The organism is Exiguobacterium sp. s194, assembly GCF_018618275.1.
Classification (GTDB): Bacteria; Bacillota; Bacilli; order Exiguobacteriales; family Exiguobacteriaceae; genus Exiguobacterium; species Exiguobacterium chiriqhucha.
The window spans coordinates 263,392-283,861 of the sequence record NZ_JACSLT010000002.1; the positions used below are offsets into that span (position 1 = coordinate 263,392).

A 20,470-nucleotide genomic window follows, 5' to 3' on the forward strand; every position below is an offset into this window, starting at 1 on the left:
CGCCTCGTGCGGGCCTGTTTTTTTTGTTGGTGGATCAGACGTTCATCAGACGGTGGGACGCTTTCCTGGGGTGATGCGGATGCCTCCGCAGCGCATGCGCGCTTTACGGGGTCATCCTTGCATCACTCTCCCCAAGGAGTCGCCCACCGTCTAATTCAGTCGCGCGCCAATCTATCGTCTTGCAGGATTCGACAATGGGTGTATGTATATTCCGAGATTCGCCTGTCCGCGCGGCAGCGATGCTTTCTGCAGGGAATCTACAGTGCCGCTTGGACGGGGCGCGAACGCTCCGTGTCGAGGCTCATGGTCATCGGTACCCCTTGTTGCGGTATACTGAACGTGACTGATGAAGAGTAGGGGGGATTAGATGGACCGATCAAATGAGCAAGAGGAAAGATTGAGCGGCGGGAACGTATCGATCGTCTATAAAAAGGGGAATCACGTCTATCGGACGCAGAAAGAGGGGAGTGCGAATGTCCATCGCTTGTTAAAGCACTTAGAGGCGAAGGGGATATCGGGCGTGCCGCGATTTATCGGGGTGGATGAACAGGGCCGAGAGGTCTTGACGTACCTCGAAGGCGAGACGGCTGATTATCCGTTGAAAGCCTATATGTGGTCCGATGAGGCGATTCAGGATGCCGCTCGGCTGATGCGCCGGCTGCATGACGCGACGGCGGATGTCGCATGGCCATCGGACTGGCAACCGCTCGACGATACGCCAGAACCGTTTGACGTGATTTGCCACAACGACTTTGCCGTCTACAATACGATTTTCCATGACGGCAAAATGGAAGGGGTCATCGACTTTGATTTGGCGGCACCTGGACCACGTGCCTGGGATATCGTCTACGCGCTCTATACGTTCGTTCCGCTCAGCCGGCGTCATCAAGCCGAGTCGGGAGAGGTCGTCCACTATGAGGCGGAGCGCGATGATGGGACGTACAAACGACGAGTCGCTCTCTTCTTGGAAGCGTACGGCTGGGAAGGTTCGACATCGGAGTTGTTGGACATGCTGCTATTGCGGATTGAGGCGCTCTATCGGTTAATCGAACGAAACGCCTCAGAAGGGGACGTCGCTTTCCAAACGATGATGGATGAAGGGCACCACACGCATTATCAAGAAGAATATCGTTTTATCGAGGCGAACGGCAAGAAATGGTTTTGAGAAAGGATGGCAGACGAGGGCTTGCCGACCGTTCATTCCGGGAATAGAGTAGTGTAGGTGAAAGGAGGCGTTCGTCATGATGGTCAGCGGTTTTCTCCTTCTTCTCATTGCGCTCGGTGTCGGTGGTTACTTCCTGTACAAGTATATGGAAGACCGGAAATGGTCGTGACGTGCGTCACGGCCGTTTTTTTGAGTGCGTGAACGCTTGAAAATTGGGTATAATCAGATACAGACTACAAAAAGGAGAGACGTCCATGACACGCGTACGGAAAGCCATCATCCCGGCCGCCGGGCTCGGTACCCGCTTCTTGCCGGCGACGAAGGCGATGCCAAAAGAGATGCTCCCGATCGTCAACAAACCGACGATCCAATTCATCGTGGAAGAAGCCGTCGCTTCCGGCATCGAGGACATCATCATCGTGACCGGGAAGAACAAGCGCGCCATCGAGGACCATTTCGACCGGGCCATCGAACTCGAACAGAACCTTGAGTCAAAAGGCAAGATCGAGCTCCTCGAGTCGGTGCGCCACTCGTCGAACCTCGCCAATATCCACTACATACGGCAACAGGAGCCGAAAGGGCTCGGCCACGCTATTTGGTGTGCCCGCAAGTTCATCGGCGATGAACCGTTCGCGGTCCTGCTCGGGGACGACATCATCGAGGCAGACGTGCCGGCGACGAAGCAATTGATTGACCAGTACGAGCAGTATGAGCGTTCGATTATCGGGGTGCAGCGCGTCCCGTATGAAATGACGAATCGATATGGTATAATTGACCCGCTTGCCGTCGAAGGGAAGCTGATCCCGGTCCGGACGTTCGTTGAGAAACCGGCTGTCGGAGAAGCCCCATCGAACCTCGCCATCCTCGGCCGCTACATTTTGACGCCGGACGTCTTCGAGGCGTTGTCGGCGCAAGAAATCGGGACGGGCGGCGAGATCCAACTGACGGACGCCATCGCCCGCTTGAACGAGGTGGAGACCGTCTTCGCCTATGAATTTGACGGGCGTCGCTATGACGTTGGGGAACCGATCGGCTTCATCGAAGCGACGATTGCCCATGCGCTCTGCGACCCAGATTTAAAAGCCAACGTCCACACGCTCTTGAAGCGCTTCGTGGACGAACTCGAACAACAGTAAGGTGTGTTATTTTTGAAAACAATGTTAATGGTCTGTCAAAACTATTATCCGGAAATCGGCAGTGCCGGGAACCGGATGCAAAATATTACGCATCTCATGAAAGAACGCGGTTACGAGGTGGAGGTCATCACGGCCGCCCCGTCGTATCCGAACTTCAACTTGTATAAAGACGACCGCTTCTGGAACGACATGGCGCTCAACAACCAGCCGTTCATCAAGCGTCTCATCACGAAGAAACGCAAGCATACGTCGAACATGGTGAGCCGGCTCGCTTTGTTTTTGGAACAGATGATTAAAGGCGTCGCTGCCGTCCAAAAGCTCGACTCGAAACCGGATGTCGTCTTTGCGACGACCCCGTCTTTTTTTATGGCGTTCGTCGGTGTGTATGCGAAACGGAAGTATGGCGTCCCGTTCATCTTGGACGTCCGTGACCTCTGGCCGGAGTCGGTGAAAGGCGTCGGTGTGTTCAAACACGACTGGATGCTCGCCCCGGCGTTTTGGTTTGAGAAGCGGCTCTATAAGGCGGCCGATGAAATCATCATCAACTCAGAAGGGTTCCGTAGCTATTTGCGCCAACGTGGCGTCGACAACGACATGATTCACTATATGCCGAACTCGATTCGAGAGAGCGAGCGCAACCTCGAGCGGACCGTCCCTGAGGACGACCGGATGGAGATTTTGTACGCTGGGAACATGGGCCTCGCCCAAGACGTGTCGCTCTTGCTCGAGCTTGCAGAACGATTCCGTGACGAGCCGCGCGTGCATTTCAAGTTGATCGGCTATGGATACCGGAAGAACGAATTGAAAGACATGATTAAAGCCCGCGGTTTCAAGAACTTCCTCTTCCTCGAGGCGATGCCTCGGACGGAGGCGTTCCAAGCCATCAAGAACGCGGACGTCGCGTTCGTCAGCTTGATTGAGCAAGAAGTGTTCGATACGGTCATCCCGGGTAAATTGATTGATTATATGGCGGTCGGTAAACCGATCGTCGCGGCGGTGTCAGGCCATGCGGCGAATGTCATCGAAGCGGCCGAGGTCGGTTACGTGTCACGGAAGCGTGACATCAACGAGATCGAGCTCATGCTCCGGAAACTGCTCGAACGTCCCGACTTACGCGAGAAATACGGCGTGAACGGGATCCGTTATGTGAAAGACAATCTGTGTTGGGAAAACAACATACACGTCCTCGAAGACGTGATAGAAAAAGTAACGATGGAGGAAACACGATGAAGTCAGTATGTATGTTTGTATGGAACCATTTTACGAATGATGCGCGCGTCTTGCGCGAATGCTCGGCGCTCGCCGAGGCGGGCTATGAAGTCGATTTGATCGCGCTCCAAGACCCGAAAAATCCGTCGCTCCCGAAAGAGGAGATGCGTCCGGAAGGATTCCGCGTCATCCGTGTCAAACGTCAGCCGTCGATTCTCGCCAACGGGATGAAGGCGCTCAAATCGGTCCGCACATGGGTCAGCGCGAAGAAGACGCGTCAACTCGGTGCCGGACTCGTCGGCGCAGGACTGCTCGTCCTCGCACCACTGACGATGCTCGGACTCGGTGCGGCAGCGGGTGCGATTTTGTTCCCACCGGTGCGTAAAAACATCGTCAACGCGAGCGCGATGCTCGAGATGGTGTTCACTTCGACGAAGAAGTCGTACGATTTCTATCACGCCAACGACTTGAACACGCTCCCGCAGGCGTTGATCGCCGGGAAACTCGTCAACAAAGGCAAAATCGTCTACGATTCGCACGAAGTCCAGACGGACCGGACCGGTTACGGTTATATCCAAAGTAATCTCGAAGGCTGGCTCTTGCCATACGTCGACTCGATGATGGTCGAGAACCACACGCGCGCGGCGCACAACGAGGAACTCTACGGCTTCTATCCGTACGTGCTCCACAACTATCCGTTCTATCGTCCGCTCGACTTCACGCTCCGCAAAGACTTGCATGCGCTCCTCGACTTGCCGAAAGATGAGAAGATCCTCTTGTACCAAGGCGGCATTCAAGCCGGCCGCGGACTCGAGCAACTCATCCTCGCCGTCAAGGACTTCAACGAAGGCACGCTCGTCATGATCGGGGACGGGAAACTCAAGCCGGTGATTAAACAGATGATCGAGGACGAGGGCGTCAGCGACCGCGTCAAGATGATTGACAAAGTACCGGTCGAGGCGTTACCGTACTATACGATGAACGCGTATCTCGGTTTCCAAGTGTTGAACAACGTCTGCTTCAACCACTACTCGGCGTCATCGAACAAGCTGTTCGAATATTTAATGGCCGAAGTACCGGTCGTCTCATGTGACTTCCCGGAAATCGAACGTGTCGTCGCCGGCAACGACGTCGGTGTCGTCGTCGATTCGCACGACCCACAATCGATCGCCGAAGGCGTCAACCGCCTGCTTGACGATCAAGCACTCTACGCCCGTGTCAAAGAGAACACTAAGACGGCGCGTGAGCAATATAACTGGGATTTGGAAAAAGAGGCACTCTTGAACGTCTACACGAACGTCGTGGACCGCAAGTTGCCGATTATGAAAGACGGTGCGCCAAAGCCAGTTCAACAGTAAGACTTAGACTGCGGCTTTGTGCCGCGGTCTTTTTTATATGGAAGGGGGACAACCAATGAAACGTCAACAACAACATCTATTGCGTCAACAAGTCTGGAAGAAGCTCCAATCGATTTCCTTGAAGGATATCGCCTGGATCGTCGCCGGCTCATTCATTCTCTCGTTCGGGGTGAACTACTTCACCGTGCCGAACGATTTCTCGGAAGGCGGCCTGCTCGGGGTCACCATCATCCTGTACTACATGTTCGGCTGGGACCTCGGGGTCACGTCGATTATCGGGAACGGGATTTTATTCATCGTCGGTTATAAGTTGCTCGACCGTCGGACGATGGTGTACTCGGTCGTCGCCGTCATCGCGACGTCATTCTTCCTCAGCTTGACCCATGACTGGGGCAGCCCGGCCGAGGACAAACTGCTCGCGGCCGTCTACGCCGGGATCATGATCGGTGTCGGCATCGGCATGGTGCTCCGCGTCGGTGGGACGACCGGGGGCGGGGTCATCATCGCCCGCCTCATGGAGCGGTATTTGCATATGAGCGTCGCCGTGTCGATGTTCATCATCGATGCCATCGTCGTCGGGGCGTCGGGCTTCATCCTCGGGGAACAGATCGTGCTCTATACGTTGATCGCCATCATCATCGGCTCGTGGGTCATCGACCTCGTCGCCGAAGGGCTCAATATCCGTAAGGCTGTCACGATCATCAGCGACAAGCAAGAAGAGCTTGCTGTCGTATTGACGGAGACGCTTGGCCGCTCGGCGACGATTATCCATGGGCACGGCTACTATACGAAGCAAGATAAGAACATGCTCTATATGATCGTCGACAAGCGCCAAGTCGGTCCACTCAAGAAAATCGTCGAAGTGACAGACCCACGTGCCTTCGTCGTCATTCACCAAGTGAAAGAGGTCATCGGAGAAGGGTTTAGCTACCCGTCCCGATAATTTGAAAGCTGGTGTTTTGACGCCAACTTCTATATAATAAGAAGCGTGTAAAAAGAAGGAGGAACTGACTACTATGCAAACGATCGCTACAATCAGCCTACTCGTCGTGGCTGTTTTATTGATTGTCGTCGTACTGCTCATGTCAGGTCGGTCGCAAGGTCTTGGGGCGATTGCAGGTGGCGCGGAGCAGTTGTTCGGCCGCCAGAAAGCGCGCGGCTTCGACGCTGTTTTGAACCGAACTGCAGCTGTACTAGGCACATTGTTTTTCATTTTAGGATTACTAGTCGCATCACTATGATGAAAGGCTGATCGTTCTCGATTTTCACGTGAGGCGGTCGGCTTTTGTTTTTTTCAATTATTTTTTGGGAATAATGGATTGTATGAGGAGATGACGTTAGCAATGAAGATTACAGCACCGAAACCGTTCTTCTTTGAAGGCGGACCACGTGCCGTGTTGATGTTACATGGCTTTACCGGATCGAGCGCGGATGTCCGCATGCTCGGTCGTTTCCTGCAAAAAGAAGGCTATACGTGTATGGGTCCCCAGTACCGGGGCCATGCCGTCCCGCCGGAAGAATTGCTTCAGTACGGACCGGCGGACTGGTGGGAGGACGTTTTGAACGCCTACCAGTCGTTGAAAGATAAAGGCTATGAGGAGATTGCCGTCTGTGGCCTCTCGCTCGGCGGCGTCATGTCGCTTCGCCTCGCTTCACAGGAGAACGTCAAGGGCGTCATCCCGATGTGCGCCCCGACCGGAATCGATGCCGAGGACCGGTTATACAAAGGAGTCAAAGCCTACGCTCGAGAATATAAATCTCGAGAAGACAAATCACCTGAACAGATCGAACAGGAGATGGCGGACTTCAAACCGATGCCGACGCTCAAAGACCTCCGTGCCTTCGTCCGTGACACGACGACAAAACTGGAAGATATTTTCGTCCCGGCGCTCGTCGTCCAAGGGGCGAAAGATCAAATGGTCGATCCTGAATCTGCACACGAAATTTACGAGGCGATCAACGCGTTCCAAAAAGAACTGCTCATGTACGAGGAGTCGGGACACGTGATCACGCTCGATAAAGAAAAAGAGAAACTGCACCAGGACGTGCTCGATTTTCTCGAAACGTTAGACTGGTCAGTCTAAAAAGGAGGTGTCACGTTGAATTTACGTGACCAACTACTAGAAATCATCCAAGCCAGTGATAAAGCACTGACGGTGGACCAATTGACCGAGCGTCTTGCGCTCGAGTCGACGGATGCCTTTAAAGAGCTCATCCGCACCTTGAACACCCTCGAAGAAGAGGGCTTAATCGGCCGCACACGGACGAACCGTTACGGGACGCTCGCCGTGCTCGGCCAAGCAGCGGGGATCATCTCGATCCACCAACGCGGTTTCGGCTTCCTATCGGTCGAAGGTGAGGCAGAAGACGTCTTCCTTCCACCCGACCAATTGAAAGACGTCTACCATGGCGATACGATTCTCGTCAAAAAACGCGAGGACAATCGCGGGAAGACAGAGGGCGTATTGCTCAAAGTATTGAAGCGCGGCTTATCGGAGTTCGTCGGGACGTATACGCTCCCGAGCGGACGCCTCGACCAGTTCGCTTTCATCGAGCCAGATGACAAGCGCATCAACTTCTGGCCGGTCGTCAACCCGGACAAATCGCTCGGTGCCGTCGATGGCCATAAAGTCGTCGTCCGCATCACGAAATATCCGGACGGACGTTTCGCCGGAGCGTGTGACGTCGTCCGCATCATCGGACACAAGAACGACCCAGGCGTCGACATCTTGTCGATCGTCTATAAGCACGGCATCCCGACGGAGTTCCCGGAAGATGTCATCGACCAGGCGAACGCCGTACCGGACGAGGCCGACGAGAAAGACTTCATGGGCCGCGTCGACCTTCGCAACGAGACGATCTTCACGATCGACGGCGAAGACGCGAAAGACTTGGACGATGCCGTCCACGTCAAGAAACTCGACAACGGCAACTATGAGCTCGGTGTCCATATCGCCGACGTGTCACACTACGTGACGGAAGGCTCACCGCTCGACGTCGAGGCGTTCGAACGGGGGACGAGTGTGTATCTCGTCGACCGCGTCATCCCGATGTTGCCGCACCGTCTCTCGAACGGAATCTGTTCGCTCAACCCGCACGTCAACCGTTTGACGCTCAGCTGCGTCATGGAGATTTCCCCGCAAAACGGGAAGGTCGTCAACCATGAGCTGTTCCCGAGTGTCATCAAGACGACGGAGCGGATGACGTATACGAACGTCCGTGAAATCATCGAACGTGACGACGAAGCGACACTCGAACGGTACGAGCCGTACATCCCGTTGTTCGACCTGATGGCTGAACTCGCGGAAGTGCTCCGCACGCGCCGTAACTCGCGTGGTGCCATCAACTTCGATTTCGCCGAAGCGAAAGTCGTCGTCGATGAGGAAGGCAAACCAGCCGACATCGTCTTGCGTCCACGCTCGGTCGCCGAGAAGTTGATTGAGGAGTTCATGCTCGCGGCCAACGAGACGGTCGCCGAACACTTCCACAAGATGGACGTGCCGTTCATCTATCGTGTCCACGATAACCCGAAACCGGACAAGCTCGATTTCTTCTTCGATTTCGTCGCGAACTTCGGCGTGCATATCGAACGGTTCAAAGGCCAGAAGGTCGAACCGAAGACACTTCAGAAGATTTTGAAGGCGATCTCGGGCGAACCAGAAGAGCCGGTCATCAGCACGATCATGCTCCGTTCGATGCAGCAGGCGAAGTACGATGACGTCTCGCTCGGTCACTTCGGCCTCGCGACCGACTTCTATACGCACTTCACCTCGCCGATCCGTCGATACCCGGACTTGATCGTCCACCGTCTCATGCGCACGTACGTTTTCAACGGTGATGTGTCTGAGAAGACGATCGCCAAGTATGAGGACCGTCTCGACTCGATCGCCGAACAGGCTTCGAAACGCGAGCGTCGTTCGGTCGATGCCGAACGCGAGACGCAATCCTTGAAGAAAGCCGAGTACATGGAATCACGTCTCGGTGAAGAGTTCGACGGCGTCGTCAGCGGTGTCACGAACTTCGGAATGTTCATCGAGCTCCCGAACACGATTGAAGGACTCGTTCGTCTCCAGTCGATGGATGACTACTACCACTTCGACGAGTCGCAGCTCATGTTGCTCGGCGAGCGGACGAAACGTCAGTTCCGCATCGGTGACGCGGTGCGCGTCAAGGTCGACGCCGTCAACTTGGACGAGCGCACGATCGACTTCACCGTCGTCGGCATGCCGAAACGGGAACAGTCGCGCCGTCGCCAACCGACGACGATTAAAGCGACGGAAGGTCGTCCAAAGAAAGACGACAAAAAAGGCCGCGGCCGTGACGACAAACGTCCGAAGCGCGGCAAGCCGGGTAAACCAGGGAAACCAGGTCAAGCCGGCAAACCGTCCAAACCAGGCGAGAAGCCGAAGACGTCGCAAGGACGCTCGGCACTCGACTTGAAGAAGAAAGACGGTCAAAAACGAACAGGCGACGCCAAACGCGGAGCGAAGAAGCGTCGTTGATGGGAGGGGGCGACCCCTCCTCCATATTGAAGTAAAGGACTGAATGTCTATGGCCAAGAAGAAAGATTCGAACGCGCTCGCGCAAAACCGAAAAGCGTCCTTCGATTATGCGATTGAAGATACGATTGAAGCCGGCATGGTGTTGACGGGGACCGAGATTAAATCGGTGCGGCAGTCAAAAATCAATATCGCCGACGCGTATGTCCGCTTTGACGGTGGCGAGGCGACACTTCATAACTGTCATATCAGCCCGTTCGAGCAAGGGAACCGGTTCAACCATGAGCCGCTTCGTGTCCGAAAGCTATTGTTGCATAAGAAGCAAATCAATCAGCTCATCGGCGCGCAAGGCCGTGACGGGTATACGATCATCCCGCTCAAAGTGTATCTGAAGAACGGCTTCGCCAAATGTCTCCTCGGCATCGGGCGCGGGAAGAAGAAGTATGACAAGCGCGACGACTTGAAGAAGAAAGATGCGAAGCGCGATGTCGACCGGGCACTCCGGGACCGGCAAAAATACTGACAGCGAGACCTGATTGTGGTATAGTTGTTGTAGTACCAATTACCACCTCGGGGACGTTATGGATTCGACGGGGGTAGGTCGGTCGTATGTGGCGTGTCGAGGGGTCGGCCTCGTTAAAACGCAAACGCCTATAACTGGCAAAACTAACACACAACTCGCAGCAGCCTAAGTGCCCTGCGGATCCTGACATCCATCGCTTGTGTGGATGATTATCAGGGTCTCAAACTAAGCAAGCTACGCTTCAACCTCGCCGTCTGAGGGCGCGAAGAAGAGATGAATCAGACTGGATGCGACAACGCCTGTTTATCGGCAGTGTCACATTGAGATTCAATAGATAAACTACACACGTAGAAGCATGCGTTACGATGCCTTCGGACGCGGGTTCGACTCCCGCCGTCTCCATTTTAAGCAGTCTATAACGACTGCAATCAATGATTTTTAACGAAGACCTTCTAATTTCATTGAGATTAGAAGGTCTTTTGATTTTTATGGAGCAACTCAATCACAATGAAATGAAAGCAGGTGAATCAAATGGGAAAATATCAGTTAGATACGAAAAGTAAAGTGGCTGCTGCCAAGTATCAAGACGGCAAAAAACCAGCTGTGTCGAATAAAAAGGATAAGCTTAATCAGATTCGAGAAGCATATTTGCAGAAGCAAAAAGACAAAAAAGAGTCTGGGGAATAATCAGGAAACATTATAGCAAAAGGATTATTGAGTGTTTGCTCAATAATCCTTTCTTTGTGAATGAGCGATTCCATTATTTGGTTTTTTGAACAGTGTTAAAGGATTGAATATTACTTTGTTGAATATAAACTATGAGCTATTTTAAAAATTGTCACGAGAATATATAACCATCATAGGAGGAATCATCATGTCAAAAAAGTCTACGGAATTAATTATAAATGGAGTCAAGAAGTATGGTCCGGCAGTAGGAAAGTTTGCACTTGAACATAAAAAAGAAATTGTTGGAGCAATTGGTGCACTCGGTGTAAAAGAACGACTTAGTAAGCGTACGAATAAAGAATCAAATCCTAAAAAACCAAAAGACAAAATCATGCATCCTCGAAAGAAGAGATATCAATATTATTTAGCTGAGGTTGTTCCCGCATTAAACACTCAAAATCGAGATGAACTGTTCCAGTATAAGATGGAAGTGGAGCAATGCATTCAACAAATCAAATTCGAGCAGGCGCAGGACATCGTCATCAAAAAACAGATTCATGAGAGTCGGATAAAAGAGTGGGATGCAATCCTGTCTCAAATCGTGAGCCAGATGACCGTGAAAGATTATATGGAATATCTAAAGCTCTTTAACAATCCTGAATATCAAAGCGAGTACTTCAAAGGTTTTGAAGGCGATGTTGAGAAATTTAAAAAGCTAAATACTGTGGAACAGCATGATACGTTAGTCCATTATATTCATGAAAAAACAAATATCGATATAGAACAAATCAAAAAAGAGTTTTCGGCTCCTGTTTGATTCACCTTGATCCGTTCTTGTTCCTCATTCGTTATAATCGATGATGTAACGAATGAGTGGGGGTGAGGTCATTGGGGTGGGATTTAAGTGTTGCTGAGGCAAAAGACGTCTACTTAACAGAAACTGACTTATGGCGCTATACACAACAATTTTTAATGAATGCGACACATACGACGACGTACAAGCATATGCTTATGAAGGCGTTGCTCGAATGCACGACCGAACTAAGTGATTCCGGTGTAGTGACGTTCGAGCAAATTTCAAGACACGTGACGAAGATGTATTGGAATTTGATTGTGAAACACGGATTGCGACAAGTGAATCAACTTGAGAAATTGAGCTCGGTCGAAAAAACGATGCTCACGTTTCAAGCGACGCATGAAATTCCGTCTTCATGGAACTTTGACCGTCTGCCAGATGAGCAGCAGCAACAATTGATTCGGGAAGTGAATCGGTTCTATAAGAAATACGTGTACGGCTCGTTTTATGCCTCGTTCGATGGAACCATTTATTCGTTCAATCGGAAAGAGGAATGGGTCAAACTCGTGCCGAGCTATATCGTCTTCTTTGAGAAATATAAGCGGGTATTGATGAACGTCACGAACTATCAACTCGCTGTCTTCTTAGAGAAATACAATACACGTGATGCAATGGAGCGAATTTTGAGCAAACTCGAGTTTGTCTCAGCCCGTCAATCGCTCGACGAGTTCAAGCAGATTTTGCTGAGTCACGGTCATTCTATCTGTTTTTATTGTATGAAGCCGCTCAAACAGATTCATGTCGATCACTTTATTCCATGGTCGTATATGCAGAACGATGTATTATGGAACTTCGTGTTGGCATGCCCGAGTTGCAACACGAGCAAGAATAATCGGATGGCGAAGGTGGATTATCTTTATGCACTCGTGGAACGAAATGAAGAACTGCGAGTAGCAGAGCAGATGGAGACATACAAAGAGACAAAATTAATTCACTTGTACGAGTATGCGGTCCAAAATGGGTTTGAAGCCGATTGGGCACCGAGAGTATAGATGATATTCAAAAAATCAGGATCTCAGAAAACTAGAAACTCATTACCTTTAAAACTATACCTGTGAATAAAATAAACCCTTCCATAAATTGTCTGATACACTGATAGAAAGAAGCTGAGACACTTTCTTCTGGTGGTACATAGACGTTTAGAGGAGGTATTGGTATGAAGCGCTTTTGGAAATGGGGATTAATTACGATTGGGGTGCTTGTCGTCGGGATGGGTGGGCTCGTTTTTGCGTTCAATCAGTCTATGCAGTCCGATCCCGATGAAGAAGCAAAAGCCATTCAACTCGCGGAGCCGTATGTAGTGGAGCGTTTCGACAATGCCGAATTGACGACAGAGGTCACGTTCGACAACATGGGCAATTTCCCGTTCGAGTATGCGGCGACTGCAGTTGATGCCGTGACAGGGACCGAATTTTTTGTCTATGCAGATGAGACGACAGGGGAAGTCGTCGACACGTTCCTGGCATCGAAATGGGAAGATGACGTGACGGATGTCATCGAGGATTCGGTCATGACGGCGTTTGGCCGTGATGTCACGTTCGATGTTTTTTACGATGAAGTAGCCTTACGACAACTCGACGCTTCGGCGGCGAACCCGCTCGCCTATAAAACAGCCGACGTCGTACCGACAATCTTGGTGACGATTCCTCGGATGCCGGAGTCAGGGGATGAGGCACTCGTCCGCACCTGGATGGCAGCGCTACAAGAGAGCGACATGTTACGCCATGCGGATGTTCATGTCGACTATGTCGCTAAAAACGGGAAGATCCTTAATGACGGTATTCCGTTAATTCTATTGTTCTAATGAAAAACACTTTCTGCACGCAGGAAGTGTTTTTGTTCAATCCATGGTCACCACAAGTTAAACAAATCCGCCACAATCGCATCACTGCCGTCTTGGAACATGAACAAGCCGAGTGCGATCAACAGCCCTCCAATGACGAGTGTGCCGAACCGCATCAGTCCGTTTGTGTTCTTTCTAAATAGGCCGCGTATCACAAGCCCTCCACCGATCAATAGCATCAAGAAATACCAAAACCCCATAGCCATTCCTCCTCCGCCTGTAGTTGAGTTCAGCTTACATAAATTTTCCAGTACATACTGTAGGGCGTGAGACTGATTTAATCTCAGTCCAAGACGGGTACAGTACCTTTATGTGTAAATAAAGGGGAGAGTGACCACTATGCGAAAAACCATCGTCATCGCGGGCGCGAGCGGCTACATTGGCTCGAACGTGATGGACCATTTAAAAGAAGAATACGACATCATCGCTTTGTCCCGTTCGACGAAACACAAGGAAGACGAGGACCACATCACGTGGCGTTCGTGCGATTTGTTCTCGTATGAACAGACACGTGAGGCGTGCGAGGGAGCAGACTACGCCATGTTCCTCGTCCACTCGATGATTCCGGACGGCGGATTGACGCAAGCGACGTTCGAAGACATGGACGCGCTCATCGCCGACAACTTCGCCCGGGCGACGAAAGCGAATGACATCGAACAGATTGTCTATTTGAGCGGAATCATTCCGAAAGAGTCGAAGACGTTGTCCCGTCACTTGAAGAGCCGGCTCGAGGTCGAACGGATTCTCGGTGGGCAAGGCGTGCCGGTGACGACGATTCGGGCCGGGCTCATCATCGGTCCGGAGGGCTCGTCGTTCCCGATTCTCGCGAAGCTCGTCAAACGGTTGCCGGTCATGATTCTCCCGAATTGGACGAAGACGGAGACGCATCCGATTGATTTGCGTGAAGCCGTCCAGGCGCTCATCTCGGTCGTCGGCGCCGAGGCGCTGTACGACCATCATATCGATATCGGCGGTCCGGAAGTGATGACGTATCGCAAGATGATTGAAGATACGGCTGACGTCATGGGCAAACGTCGCGTCATGATTGACTTCCCGTTCCCGACCATCAAGCTGTCCCGCCTCTGGGTCATGGCTGTGACGGGTGAACCGAAAGACACCGTCTATCCGCTCGTCGAGAGCATGGGCCACGCCATGGTCGCGAAAGACACGACCGGCGTCAAGCAAGGAGAGATTCCGTTCAAGGAAGCGGTCGAGCATGCGCTCGAGGAAGAAGAGAAACAGAAGTCAGGTGGCGGTAAGAAGAAAAAAGCACCGCAACAGTATACCGTCCGCTCGATTCAACGGTTCGGTCTGCCCGAGAACAAATCGGCGCTTTGGATGGCCGACACGTACTTCGAGTGGCTCGGCCGGCTCGCGTATCCGCTCATCCAGACGACGAAAGAAGACGATGACTGGGAAATCGCGCTCCTCCGCCCTTCATTCGTCGCGCTCCATCTGTCGCTCGAGGACGAGGCGACGGATGATATGGCATCGTATGAAATCGATGGTGGTCTGTTCACGAAACTGAGTGAGGACGACAAGACGGGACGACTCGAGTTCAGACGGCTTCCGGAGTCGGACGAAGGGCTCGTCGCCATCCATGAGTTCGTGCCGGCGCTGCCATGGTGGTTCTATACGAAGACGCAGGCGAAAGCACACCTCGTCGTCATGTGGCTGTTCGGTCGTCACGTTCGTCTGCTTGGGGAAGATGCGGATGAGGGCGATCAAGTCGTCGAGGCACCGACGAATTAAATAAGACGCAACCATTGTGTGATGGTTGCGTCTTATTGTTCTGTCTTTTAGTACGTAATGAACACCGTCCGCTTTTCTCTCACTATTCGTTTACTACGTGACGGTTCAAGTGTTGATTTATTAAATCATGAAGTCTTCGGTTCTCTGATTCATTCAGTTCAGCAATTATTTTAGGGATAATGATGGCTTCGTTCGTTTCATAGTATAAAAAGAAGTGATGGTCGTCTTCGCCAACAACCTTAATGGACTCCCATGCCACATCGGTTTTTTTAATCCCATTGACATAAGACGAAGTTATGTGAATCCCAGTTTCGTGAAGGTGCAACGTCACGTCGCGCGGCCATCGCTTATCATTTTTATAAGCAGATTTAAGTTTACGAAGCGTGACGAAATCGTAATACTTTCCTATAAGTGGTCTCATTAAAATGACGGGGATGATGGCTAAACACACTACAATAAGCTTAAATGTGTTCTCTGAATTCAGATAAAGATTATAAAAATAGAGAGACATCGGCAATATGATATGAAGAACGATAAAGCCGAACAGGAAGACCATCATGGCGAGTGCGACAGTTGTAATGTTGTATCTAGCTTTATGATGCTTGCTTCTCTTTAAAGAGTCTTTCTGTAACGCCATAAAATCTTCGAAAGTTAGTTGATACTTTGTATTCATCGTGTCATCCCTCATTTTCTAAGTAACGCTGTATATGTTTTTTTATACCATTCACACAGTGATTGGATTTGTTGCCATCACGACTTATTTCTTTTTATGTGTTTCACTTTATAGTAACCATAACAAAGTATTTACTGTAATTTCCAATAAAGTTACTTTGGTCGTTCGAGTCAAGGTAATACGCTAAATAGAATTGAACAATGGAGGATTGAATATGTCGATGACGATTCAACAAAGGACCAAAGAAAAACGAATCAAGGCGTTCCGACATGCTGGTGTTACCGAACCCATTTTTCTTGGTGAAGGTGCGTGGCATGACGCCTGGAAAGTGTCAAAAGACGGTCGCGAACTGGTTTTGCGAATTCCGAAAGAAGTTGCTTACGGAAAGCCTGTTACGTTCGATCATGATGCCTTGATGGCAGAGTACGCCGCTACGAAATTGTATTATCAGTCCGTGAATCGCGCGGTTCAAGGAGCTGCTCCAGATTTTTATGAGTTCTACGTGTCTGCTGAGTTCACGTATACGTTAGAGGCATTCGGGGGTGCCCCTCTTTCTTTACCTGCCATGACGAAAGACCAAGCTTTGCAGGTGGGGGCTCAGATTGGCGAGATTTATCGAAAAAGCGATCAAATCCGACACGATGTCGAGGGGTTAGGTTATTTGATATGGACGGACGAGAAAAGATTACATGGCAGTTTGAACGGGGACCTTCACACGTTTATCCGGGAAGAAAGTGCCGAGCACTTGGCAGACTACAAAACGTTATGTACCATGTATCCCGAGTTTAAAGACGATGTAGTCGAACAAACGCTCAACGCGGCCACAGCACTTCGCAACGATCAAATCAGCATCCCGAGTCTCGTCAATCAAGATGCGTCTCCCGAAAATATTTTATTGAACGGCAATCGCGTCTGTTTGATTGATCCTTATCCGATCGTGTATGCACCACGAGGCATGGCTGGTAATTTCATGAACTTATACGAGACCTTTTTTGTCGCCCTGTCACAAACGGAACGCTATCAGAGGCATCGATTTGATTTGTGTGAAGCACAGTTAAAAGGAATAGCAGAAGGGTTTCTTGCAGGCTACAGTGACGGGAATCCGTCAATCGTTCGAGAAGTGAGAGGAGAACAGTTGCTCCAATTACTCGAGACGGCTTACCTTCACCATCAGCTGTTACTTCAAGAAGAATTGACACGGGAAGATACGATTCGTTATGGAAGCAAGGAAGCCATCACAACCCGGCTGTTCGTATTATGTGACGCACTGAAACAATTCGCCACCTCTCGATTGACTGAAATATGAAGTTGTTTTTGTACCCCGGTCACTCTTCGACGCATCCATCGCGATGCGTCTTTTTGTTTTGTCGATTATGTTAACGTTTCGCCAGAGCCGTTTACAAAGGAAAGGGACAGGCGTAAACTGAACTCGTTTTCGACCTAATGGAAAGAAGGAATGCAAGAATGGACAACTTCATGACATCACGCCAAGGATGGCACAAAGACATCTCGGCCGGAATCACCGTCGGGGTCGTCGCCGTCCCGCTCGCGATGGCGTTCGCGATCGCCTCGGGCGTCGGACCGGTGTACGGCCTGTACACGGCCATCATCGCCGGCATCCTCGTCAGCCTGTTCGGGGGCTCGACGTTCCAAATCGCCGGACCGACCGGCGCCTTCATCCCGATCGTCTCGGGCGTCATGCTCGCGCACGGTTACGAAGGGTTGCTCGTGACGACGTTTTTCGCCGGGATCCTGTTGTTCCTTATGAGCGTGCTCCGCGTCGGACGACTGATCCGCTTCATGCCGCGGGCCGTCACCATCGGCTTCACGGCCGGGATCGCCGTCGTCATCTTCGTCGACCAGCTCGATGAACTGTTCGGCATCTCGTTTCAGAAGGCGCCGCACTTCCACGAGAATTTACTGAAGCTCGTGACGTCGTTACATGAAGCGAGTTTATGGCCTGTCTTCATTGCCGCCATCGGTTTCTTGACGCTCTGGCTCGTACCGAAACTGCCCGTGAAATTGCCGCTGTTATTGATGGCGATGCTCGTGCCGACGTTCGTCAGTCTCGTCGTCCCAGGAGAAGTCGCGACAATCGGCAGTGCCTATGGCGGTATCCCGAGCGGACTGCCTGACTTCAACTGGCTCGCCATCGACCTCGATTTGATTGCGACGCTACTTCCGTCGGCGTTCGCGATCGCCTTCCTCGGGGCGCTCGAGTCGCTATTGTCTGGTGCGGTCGCGGACGGCATGGCCGGCACGAAGATGAACCCGGACAAGGAACTGTTCGGGCAAGGGCTCGCCAACGTCGTCGTCCCGTTCTTCGGCGGGATTCCGGCGACCGGTGCCATCGCCCGGACGGCGACGAACATCCAAGCCGGGGCCGTCAGTCGTCGTGCCGGCGTCATCCACGGGTTGACGGTACTACTCGCCGTACTCGTGTTGGCACCGCTCGCGAGCTACGTCCCATTGGCCGCGCTCGCCCCGATCTTGATGCGCGTCGCTTGGAACATGTCGGAGCGGCACCACGTCTTCGAGATGCTCAAGCATCGTTCGGCCGAGTCGCTCGTCCTGCTCATCACGCTCGGTCTGACCGTGTTTGTCGACCTCGTCGTCGCCGTCGAAGTCGGGGTCATCTGTGCACTCGCCTTGTTCGCGAAACGGATGGCCGATACGATTGACGTCCGCGAACAGACGGAACGGTACGTGACGCGCGACGGCCAAGTCGTCTTCAGCGTCGAGGGGCCGCTCTTTTTCGGCGCGATCGAGATGTTCGAGCACGTGTTGCATCATATCCATGACGAGCCTGACGTCTTCATCTTCAACTTCCACCGCTGTCCGGTCATCGATGTGACGGCCGTCGAAGAGATTCGCCGCGTCGTCCGGGAGTTGAAAGCAGCCGACCGTCGTGTCGTCTTCGCCCACTTGTCGGCACCGGTACGCCAGACGCTCGCACATTACGGCGTCCTCGACCACGTCGACACGTTCGAGACGACGCAGGAAGCGATTGACGCGTCTTAACGGACAGACAGAATCTGACCGAACGGGATGCGGCGCACGTCCGTGTCGAACAGCTCGACTTCGCGTTCGGCGTAATAGATGGCGTGGACGTAGCCGCGTACCATATGGGTCATGCCGTTGTCGAACAGCGTCAGCTCGACGGGGTCGCCTTCGCGGATGGCGCGTTCGAGTTCGGTCTGCCACAGATAGAGCAACTGCTCATCCAAGTCGGGTAGCTCGATTTTTTGGACGTGGGCGTAATATTTCTTTAGCAGCGCCACGTGCTCGGGCATGAGGAATGGGATCCATTTCAATTCACCGCGGTCTTTGTAGCGGGTCTGGCTCATGACGATTCACCTCCTTGTTTATGTCCGCCGATGAGGCGTTGCCGCGTCCGAAGCGGACTATCTTTCAGTAAACTCGACGCCGGGCGGATCGTGCCGCGCCCGAAGCGGACGTTCAAGCTATCGACGAGGTCGAGGAAGTCGAACCGGCGTGCCCGGGCCCACTCGTCCTCGAAGAACGACAGCTGAACGTGGTCGCTCCGGGGCTCGAGCTTGCCGAGGGCGACCGAGACGTAACGGACCGCCTCCGTCTCGTCCCACGCGTCGAGGAAAAGCGTCAACAACACCGGCAAGAACTCGCGCTCGTCCGCTGTGAAGCGGGCGAGCTTTTTTTGTTTGCTGAACCCGCGCCGCTCGCTCGTCCGGGTGTAGCGAACGCCGAGATGGACGCTGCCGCCGACGAGACCAGCCTGTCGCGTCCGCATCCCGACCTCGACGGCGATGGCCTGCAGGACGAGCCGGATGGCCGCGTACGTCGCATAGTCTTTCATGAGCGTGATGCCGTGGCCGATCGTCCGGGGCCGCTGCCGTTTCGCCCCGAACAGGGAGCTCGGCGGGAGGATCGTCGGCGATTCGTCGATGCCCCAGGCGTGATGCCACAGCTCGGCGCCGATGACGCCGAACTTCTCATGGAGCGTCTCGAGCGGATAGCGGGCGAGGTCGCCGATCGTGTCGATGCCGAGCCGCCGGAGATGGACTTCCATCTTCGCCCCGACGCCCCACATCTTGCCGATCGGGGCCGGGTGAATTAATCGTTCGACGTCGTGGAGGAAACAGCTGGCGACACCCGTCTTTTTCCCATGCAAGTCGAGGACGAGCTTGGCGAGGACGTTGTTCGGCCCGATGCCGATCGTGACCGGGATGCCGGTATAGCGGAAGACGGTCGAGCGGATGAGGCGGGCGACGTGCGCATCGTTCCCGAACAGCCGCTCCGTCCCGGTCAAGTCGACGAGCGTCTCGTCGACCGAGTAGACGCGGATCGCCTCAGGCGGTGCGAACTGATGCAAGATGTGGACGATTTGGACGGACACGTTCAAATAATGACTCATCCGGGCCTCGGCGTAGATGACGTGCCGTCGTTCGTGCCACGGCAACCGGTCGATGTGGAACCGTCTAGAGCCGGTCTTGATGCCGAGCTGCTTCATCGGTGGCGTCGCGGCGAGGACGAGGGCGCCGTGGTCCTGCAGGTTCGATAAGACGACGAGCTTTGTCTTGTACGGGTTCAACTTGCGGGCGGCGCACTCGCAACTGGCGTAGAACGAGACGCTGTCGATACAAAATATCCGACGTCGCATAGCCACCTCTCCTTTTTACGAACAAGCGTTCTGTTTTTCTCATCGTATCACGGTCTCACGCCGTCTCAAATAGAAAAATGAAAACAAATTTTGAAAAGAGTCAAAAAAAGGATAGATGGTGAATGAAATTCCATCTTTTTGGAATTTACCG

At 52.6% G+C, this 20,470-nt stretch carries 20 protein-coding genes and 1 other RNA gene; 17 read left to right on the forward strand and 4 right to left on the reverse strand.

Annotated features, from left to right (window positions below; genetic code table 11):
- The first annotated feature begins 367 nt into the window (after positions 1-367).
- From KNP85_RS03265 to KNP85_RS03330, 14 genes are all read left to right on the forward strand, one after another.
- A complete protein-coding gene (locus KNP85_RS03265; protein WP_214801327.1) occupies positions 368-1,165 on the forward strand; it encodes an aminoglycoside phosphotransferase family protein in 798 nt (265 codons plus the stop codon).
- Between the two features lie 254 nt (positions 1,166-1,419).
- Positions 1,420-2,301, forward strand: coding sequence for a UTP--glucose-1-phosphate uridylyltransferase GalU (gene galU / locus KNP85_RS03270; RefSeq protein ID WP_214799126.1), 882 nt, complete (start codon positions 1,420-1,422; stop codon positions 2,299-2,301).
- A 21-nt stretch (positions 2,302-2,322) separates the two neighbouring features.
- The gene (locus KNP85_RS03275) at positions 2,323-3,531 is read left to right on the forward strand and encodes a glycosyltransferase family 4 protein (protein ID WP_251136213.1); all 1,209 of its coding nucleotides are present in this window, start codon (positions 2,323-2,325) and stop codon (positions 3,529-3,531) included.
- Positions 3,528-4,868, forward strand: coding sequence for a glycosyltransferase (locus KNP85_RS03280; protein WP_021065455.1), 1,341 nt, complete (start codon positions 3,528-3,530; stop codon positions 4,866-4,868). The genes KNP85_RS03275 and KNP85_RS03280 overlap by 4 nt, the downstream gene beginning before the upstream one ends.
- Before the next feature lie 55 nt (positions 4,869-4,923).
- Positions 4,924-5,811, forward strand: a complete 888-nt coding sequence (locus KNP85_RS03285) for a YitT family protein (RefSeq protein WP_021065456.1) — start codon at positions 4,924-4,926, stop codon at positions 5,809-5,811.
- A gap of 73 nt (positions 5,812-5,884) precedes the next feature.
- Positions 5,885-6,109, forward strand: coding sequence for a preprotein translocase subunit SecG (secG, locus tag KNP85_RS03290; protein ID WP_012726902.1), 225 nt, complete (start codon positions 5,885-5,887; stop codon positions 6,107-6,109).
- Between the two features lie 102 nt (positions 6,110-6,211).
- Positions 6,212-6,952, forward strand: coding sequence for an alpha/beta hydrolase (locus KNP85_RS03295; RefSeq protein WP_058764114.1), 741 nt, complete (start codon positions 6,212-6,214; stop codon positions 6,950-6,952).
- A gap of 15 nt (positions 6,953-6,967) precedes the next feature.
- Entirely contained in the window at positions 6,968-9,370 is a 2,403-nt protein-coding gene (gene rnr, locus KNP85_RS03300) for a ribonuclease R (RefSeq protein WP_214801332.1), read from the forward strand.
- A 49-nt stretch (positions 9,371-9,419) separates the two neighbouring features.
- Entirely contained in the window at positions 9,420-9,890 is a 471-nt protein-coding gene (gene smpB / locus KNP85_RS03305) for an SsrA-binding protein SmpB (RefSeq protein WP_029595066.1), read from the forward strand.
- 49 nt (positions 9,891-9,939) lie between these two features.
- Positions 9,940-10,295: a transfer-messenger RNA gene (gene ssrA, locus KNP85_RS03310) on the forward strand.
- A 126-nt stretch (positions 10,296-10,421) separates the two neighbouring features.
- On the forward strand, positions 10,422-10,577 hold the full coding sequence (locus tag KNP85_RS03315) for an alcohol dehydrogenase (protein ID WP_214801335.1): 156 nt from the start codon (positions 10,422-10,424) through the stop codon (positions 10,575-10,577).
- 187 nt (positions 10,578-10,764) lie between these two features.
- Positions 10,765-11,373: a hypothetical protein gene (locus KNP85_RS03320; RefSeq protein ID WP_214801338.1), complete on the forward strand. Its 609-nt coding sequence runs from the start codon at positions 10,765-10,767 to the stop codon at positions 11,371-11,373.
- A gap of 71 nt (positions 11,374-11,444) precedes the next feature.
- Complete coding sequence (locus KNP85_RS03325; protein ID WP_214801340.1) at positions 11,445-12,404, forward strand: HNH endonuclease signature motif containing protein; 960 nt, start codon at positions 11,445-11,447, stop codon at positions 12,402-12,404.
- 164 nt (positions 12,405-12,568) lie between these two features.
- Positions 12,569-13,216: a hypothetical protein gene (locus KNP85_RS03330; protein WP_214801342.1), complete on the forward strand. Its 648-nt coding sequence runs from the start codon at positions 12,569-12,571 to the stop codon at positions 13,214-13,216.
- A gap of 47 nt (positions 13,217-13,263) precedes the next feature.
- Here KNP85_RS03330 and KNP85_RS03335 read toward each other — a convergent pair whose 3' ends face one another.
- Positions 13,264-13,455, reverse strand: a complete 192-nt coding sequence (locus KNP85_RS03335) for a hypothetical protein (protein ID WP_131485055.1) — start codon at positions 13,453-13,455, stop codon at positions 13,264-13,266.
- A gap of 139 nt (positions 13,456-13,594) precedes the next feature.
- Here KNP85_RS03335 and KNP85_RS03340 point away from each other — a divergent pair, with 139 nt between their 5' ends.
- Entirely contained in the window at positions 13,595-15,007 is a 1,413-nt protein-coding gene (locus KNP85_RS03340; protein WP_214801345.1) for an NAD(P)H-binding protein, read from the forward strand.
- 82 nt (positions 15,008-15,089) lie between these two features.
- On the opposite strand, the gene KNP85_RS03345 is transcribed toward KNP85_RS03340, so the two are convergent.
- Complete coding sequence (locus tag KNP85_RS03345; protein ID WP_214801347.1) at positions 15,090-15,680, reverse strand: YcxB family protein; 591 nt, start codon at positions 15,678-15,680, stop codon at positions 15,090-15,092.
- A 214-nt stretch (positions 15,681-15,894) separates the two neighbouring features.
- Here KNP85_RS03345 and KNP85_RS03350 point away from each other — a divergent pair, with 214 nt between their 5' ends.
- Together KNP85_RS03350 and KNP85_RS03355 are read left to right on the forward strand one after the other, a co-directional pair.
- A complete protein-coding gene (locus KNP85_RS03350; RefSeq protein WP_251136197.1) occupies positions 15,895-16,986 on the forward strand; it encodes a hypothetical protein in 1,092 nt (363 codons plus the stop codon).
- 158 nt (positions 16,987-17,144) lie between these two features.
- The gene (locus KNP85_RS03355; protein WP_214801349.1) at positions 17,145-18,701 is read left to right on the forward strand and encodes a SulP family inorganic anion transporter; all 1,557 of its coding nucleotides are present in this window, start codon (positions 17,145-17,147) and stop codon (positions 18,699-18,701) included.
- Here the strand turns inward: KNP85_RS03355 and KNP85_RS03360 are convergent.
- Positions 18,698-19,027 (reverse strand): YolD-like family protein, encoded by a 330-nt coding sequence (locus tag KNP85_RS03360; RefSeq protein ID WP_214801352.1) that lies wholly within the window; start codon positions 19,025-19,027, stop codon positions 18,698-18,700. The two genes, KNP85_RS03355 and KNP85_RS03360, sit on opposite strands and share 4 nt — an antisense overlap.
- Positions 19,024-20,319 (reverse strand): Y-family DNA polymerase, encoded by a 1,296-nt coding sequence (locus tag KNP85_RS03365; RefSeq protein ID WP_214801355.1) that lies wholly within the window; start codon positions 20,317-20,319, stop codon positions 19,024-19,026. The genes KNP85_RS03360 and KNP85_RS03365 overlap by 4 nt, the downstream gene beginning before the upstream one ends.
- Between the last annotated feature and the right edge of the window lie 151 nt (positions 20,320-20,470).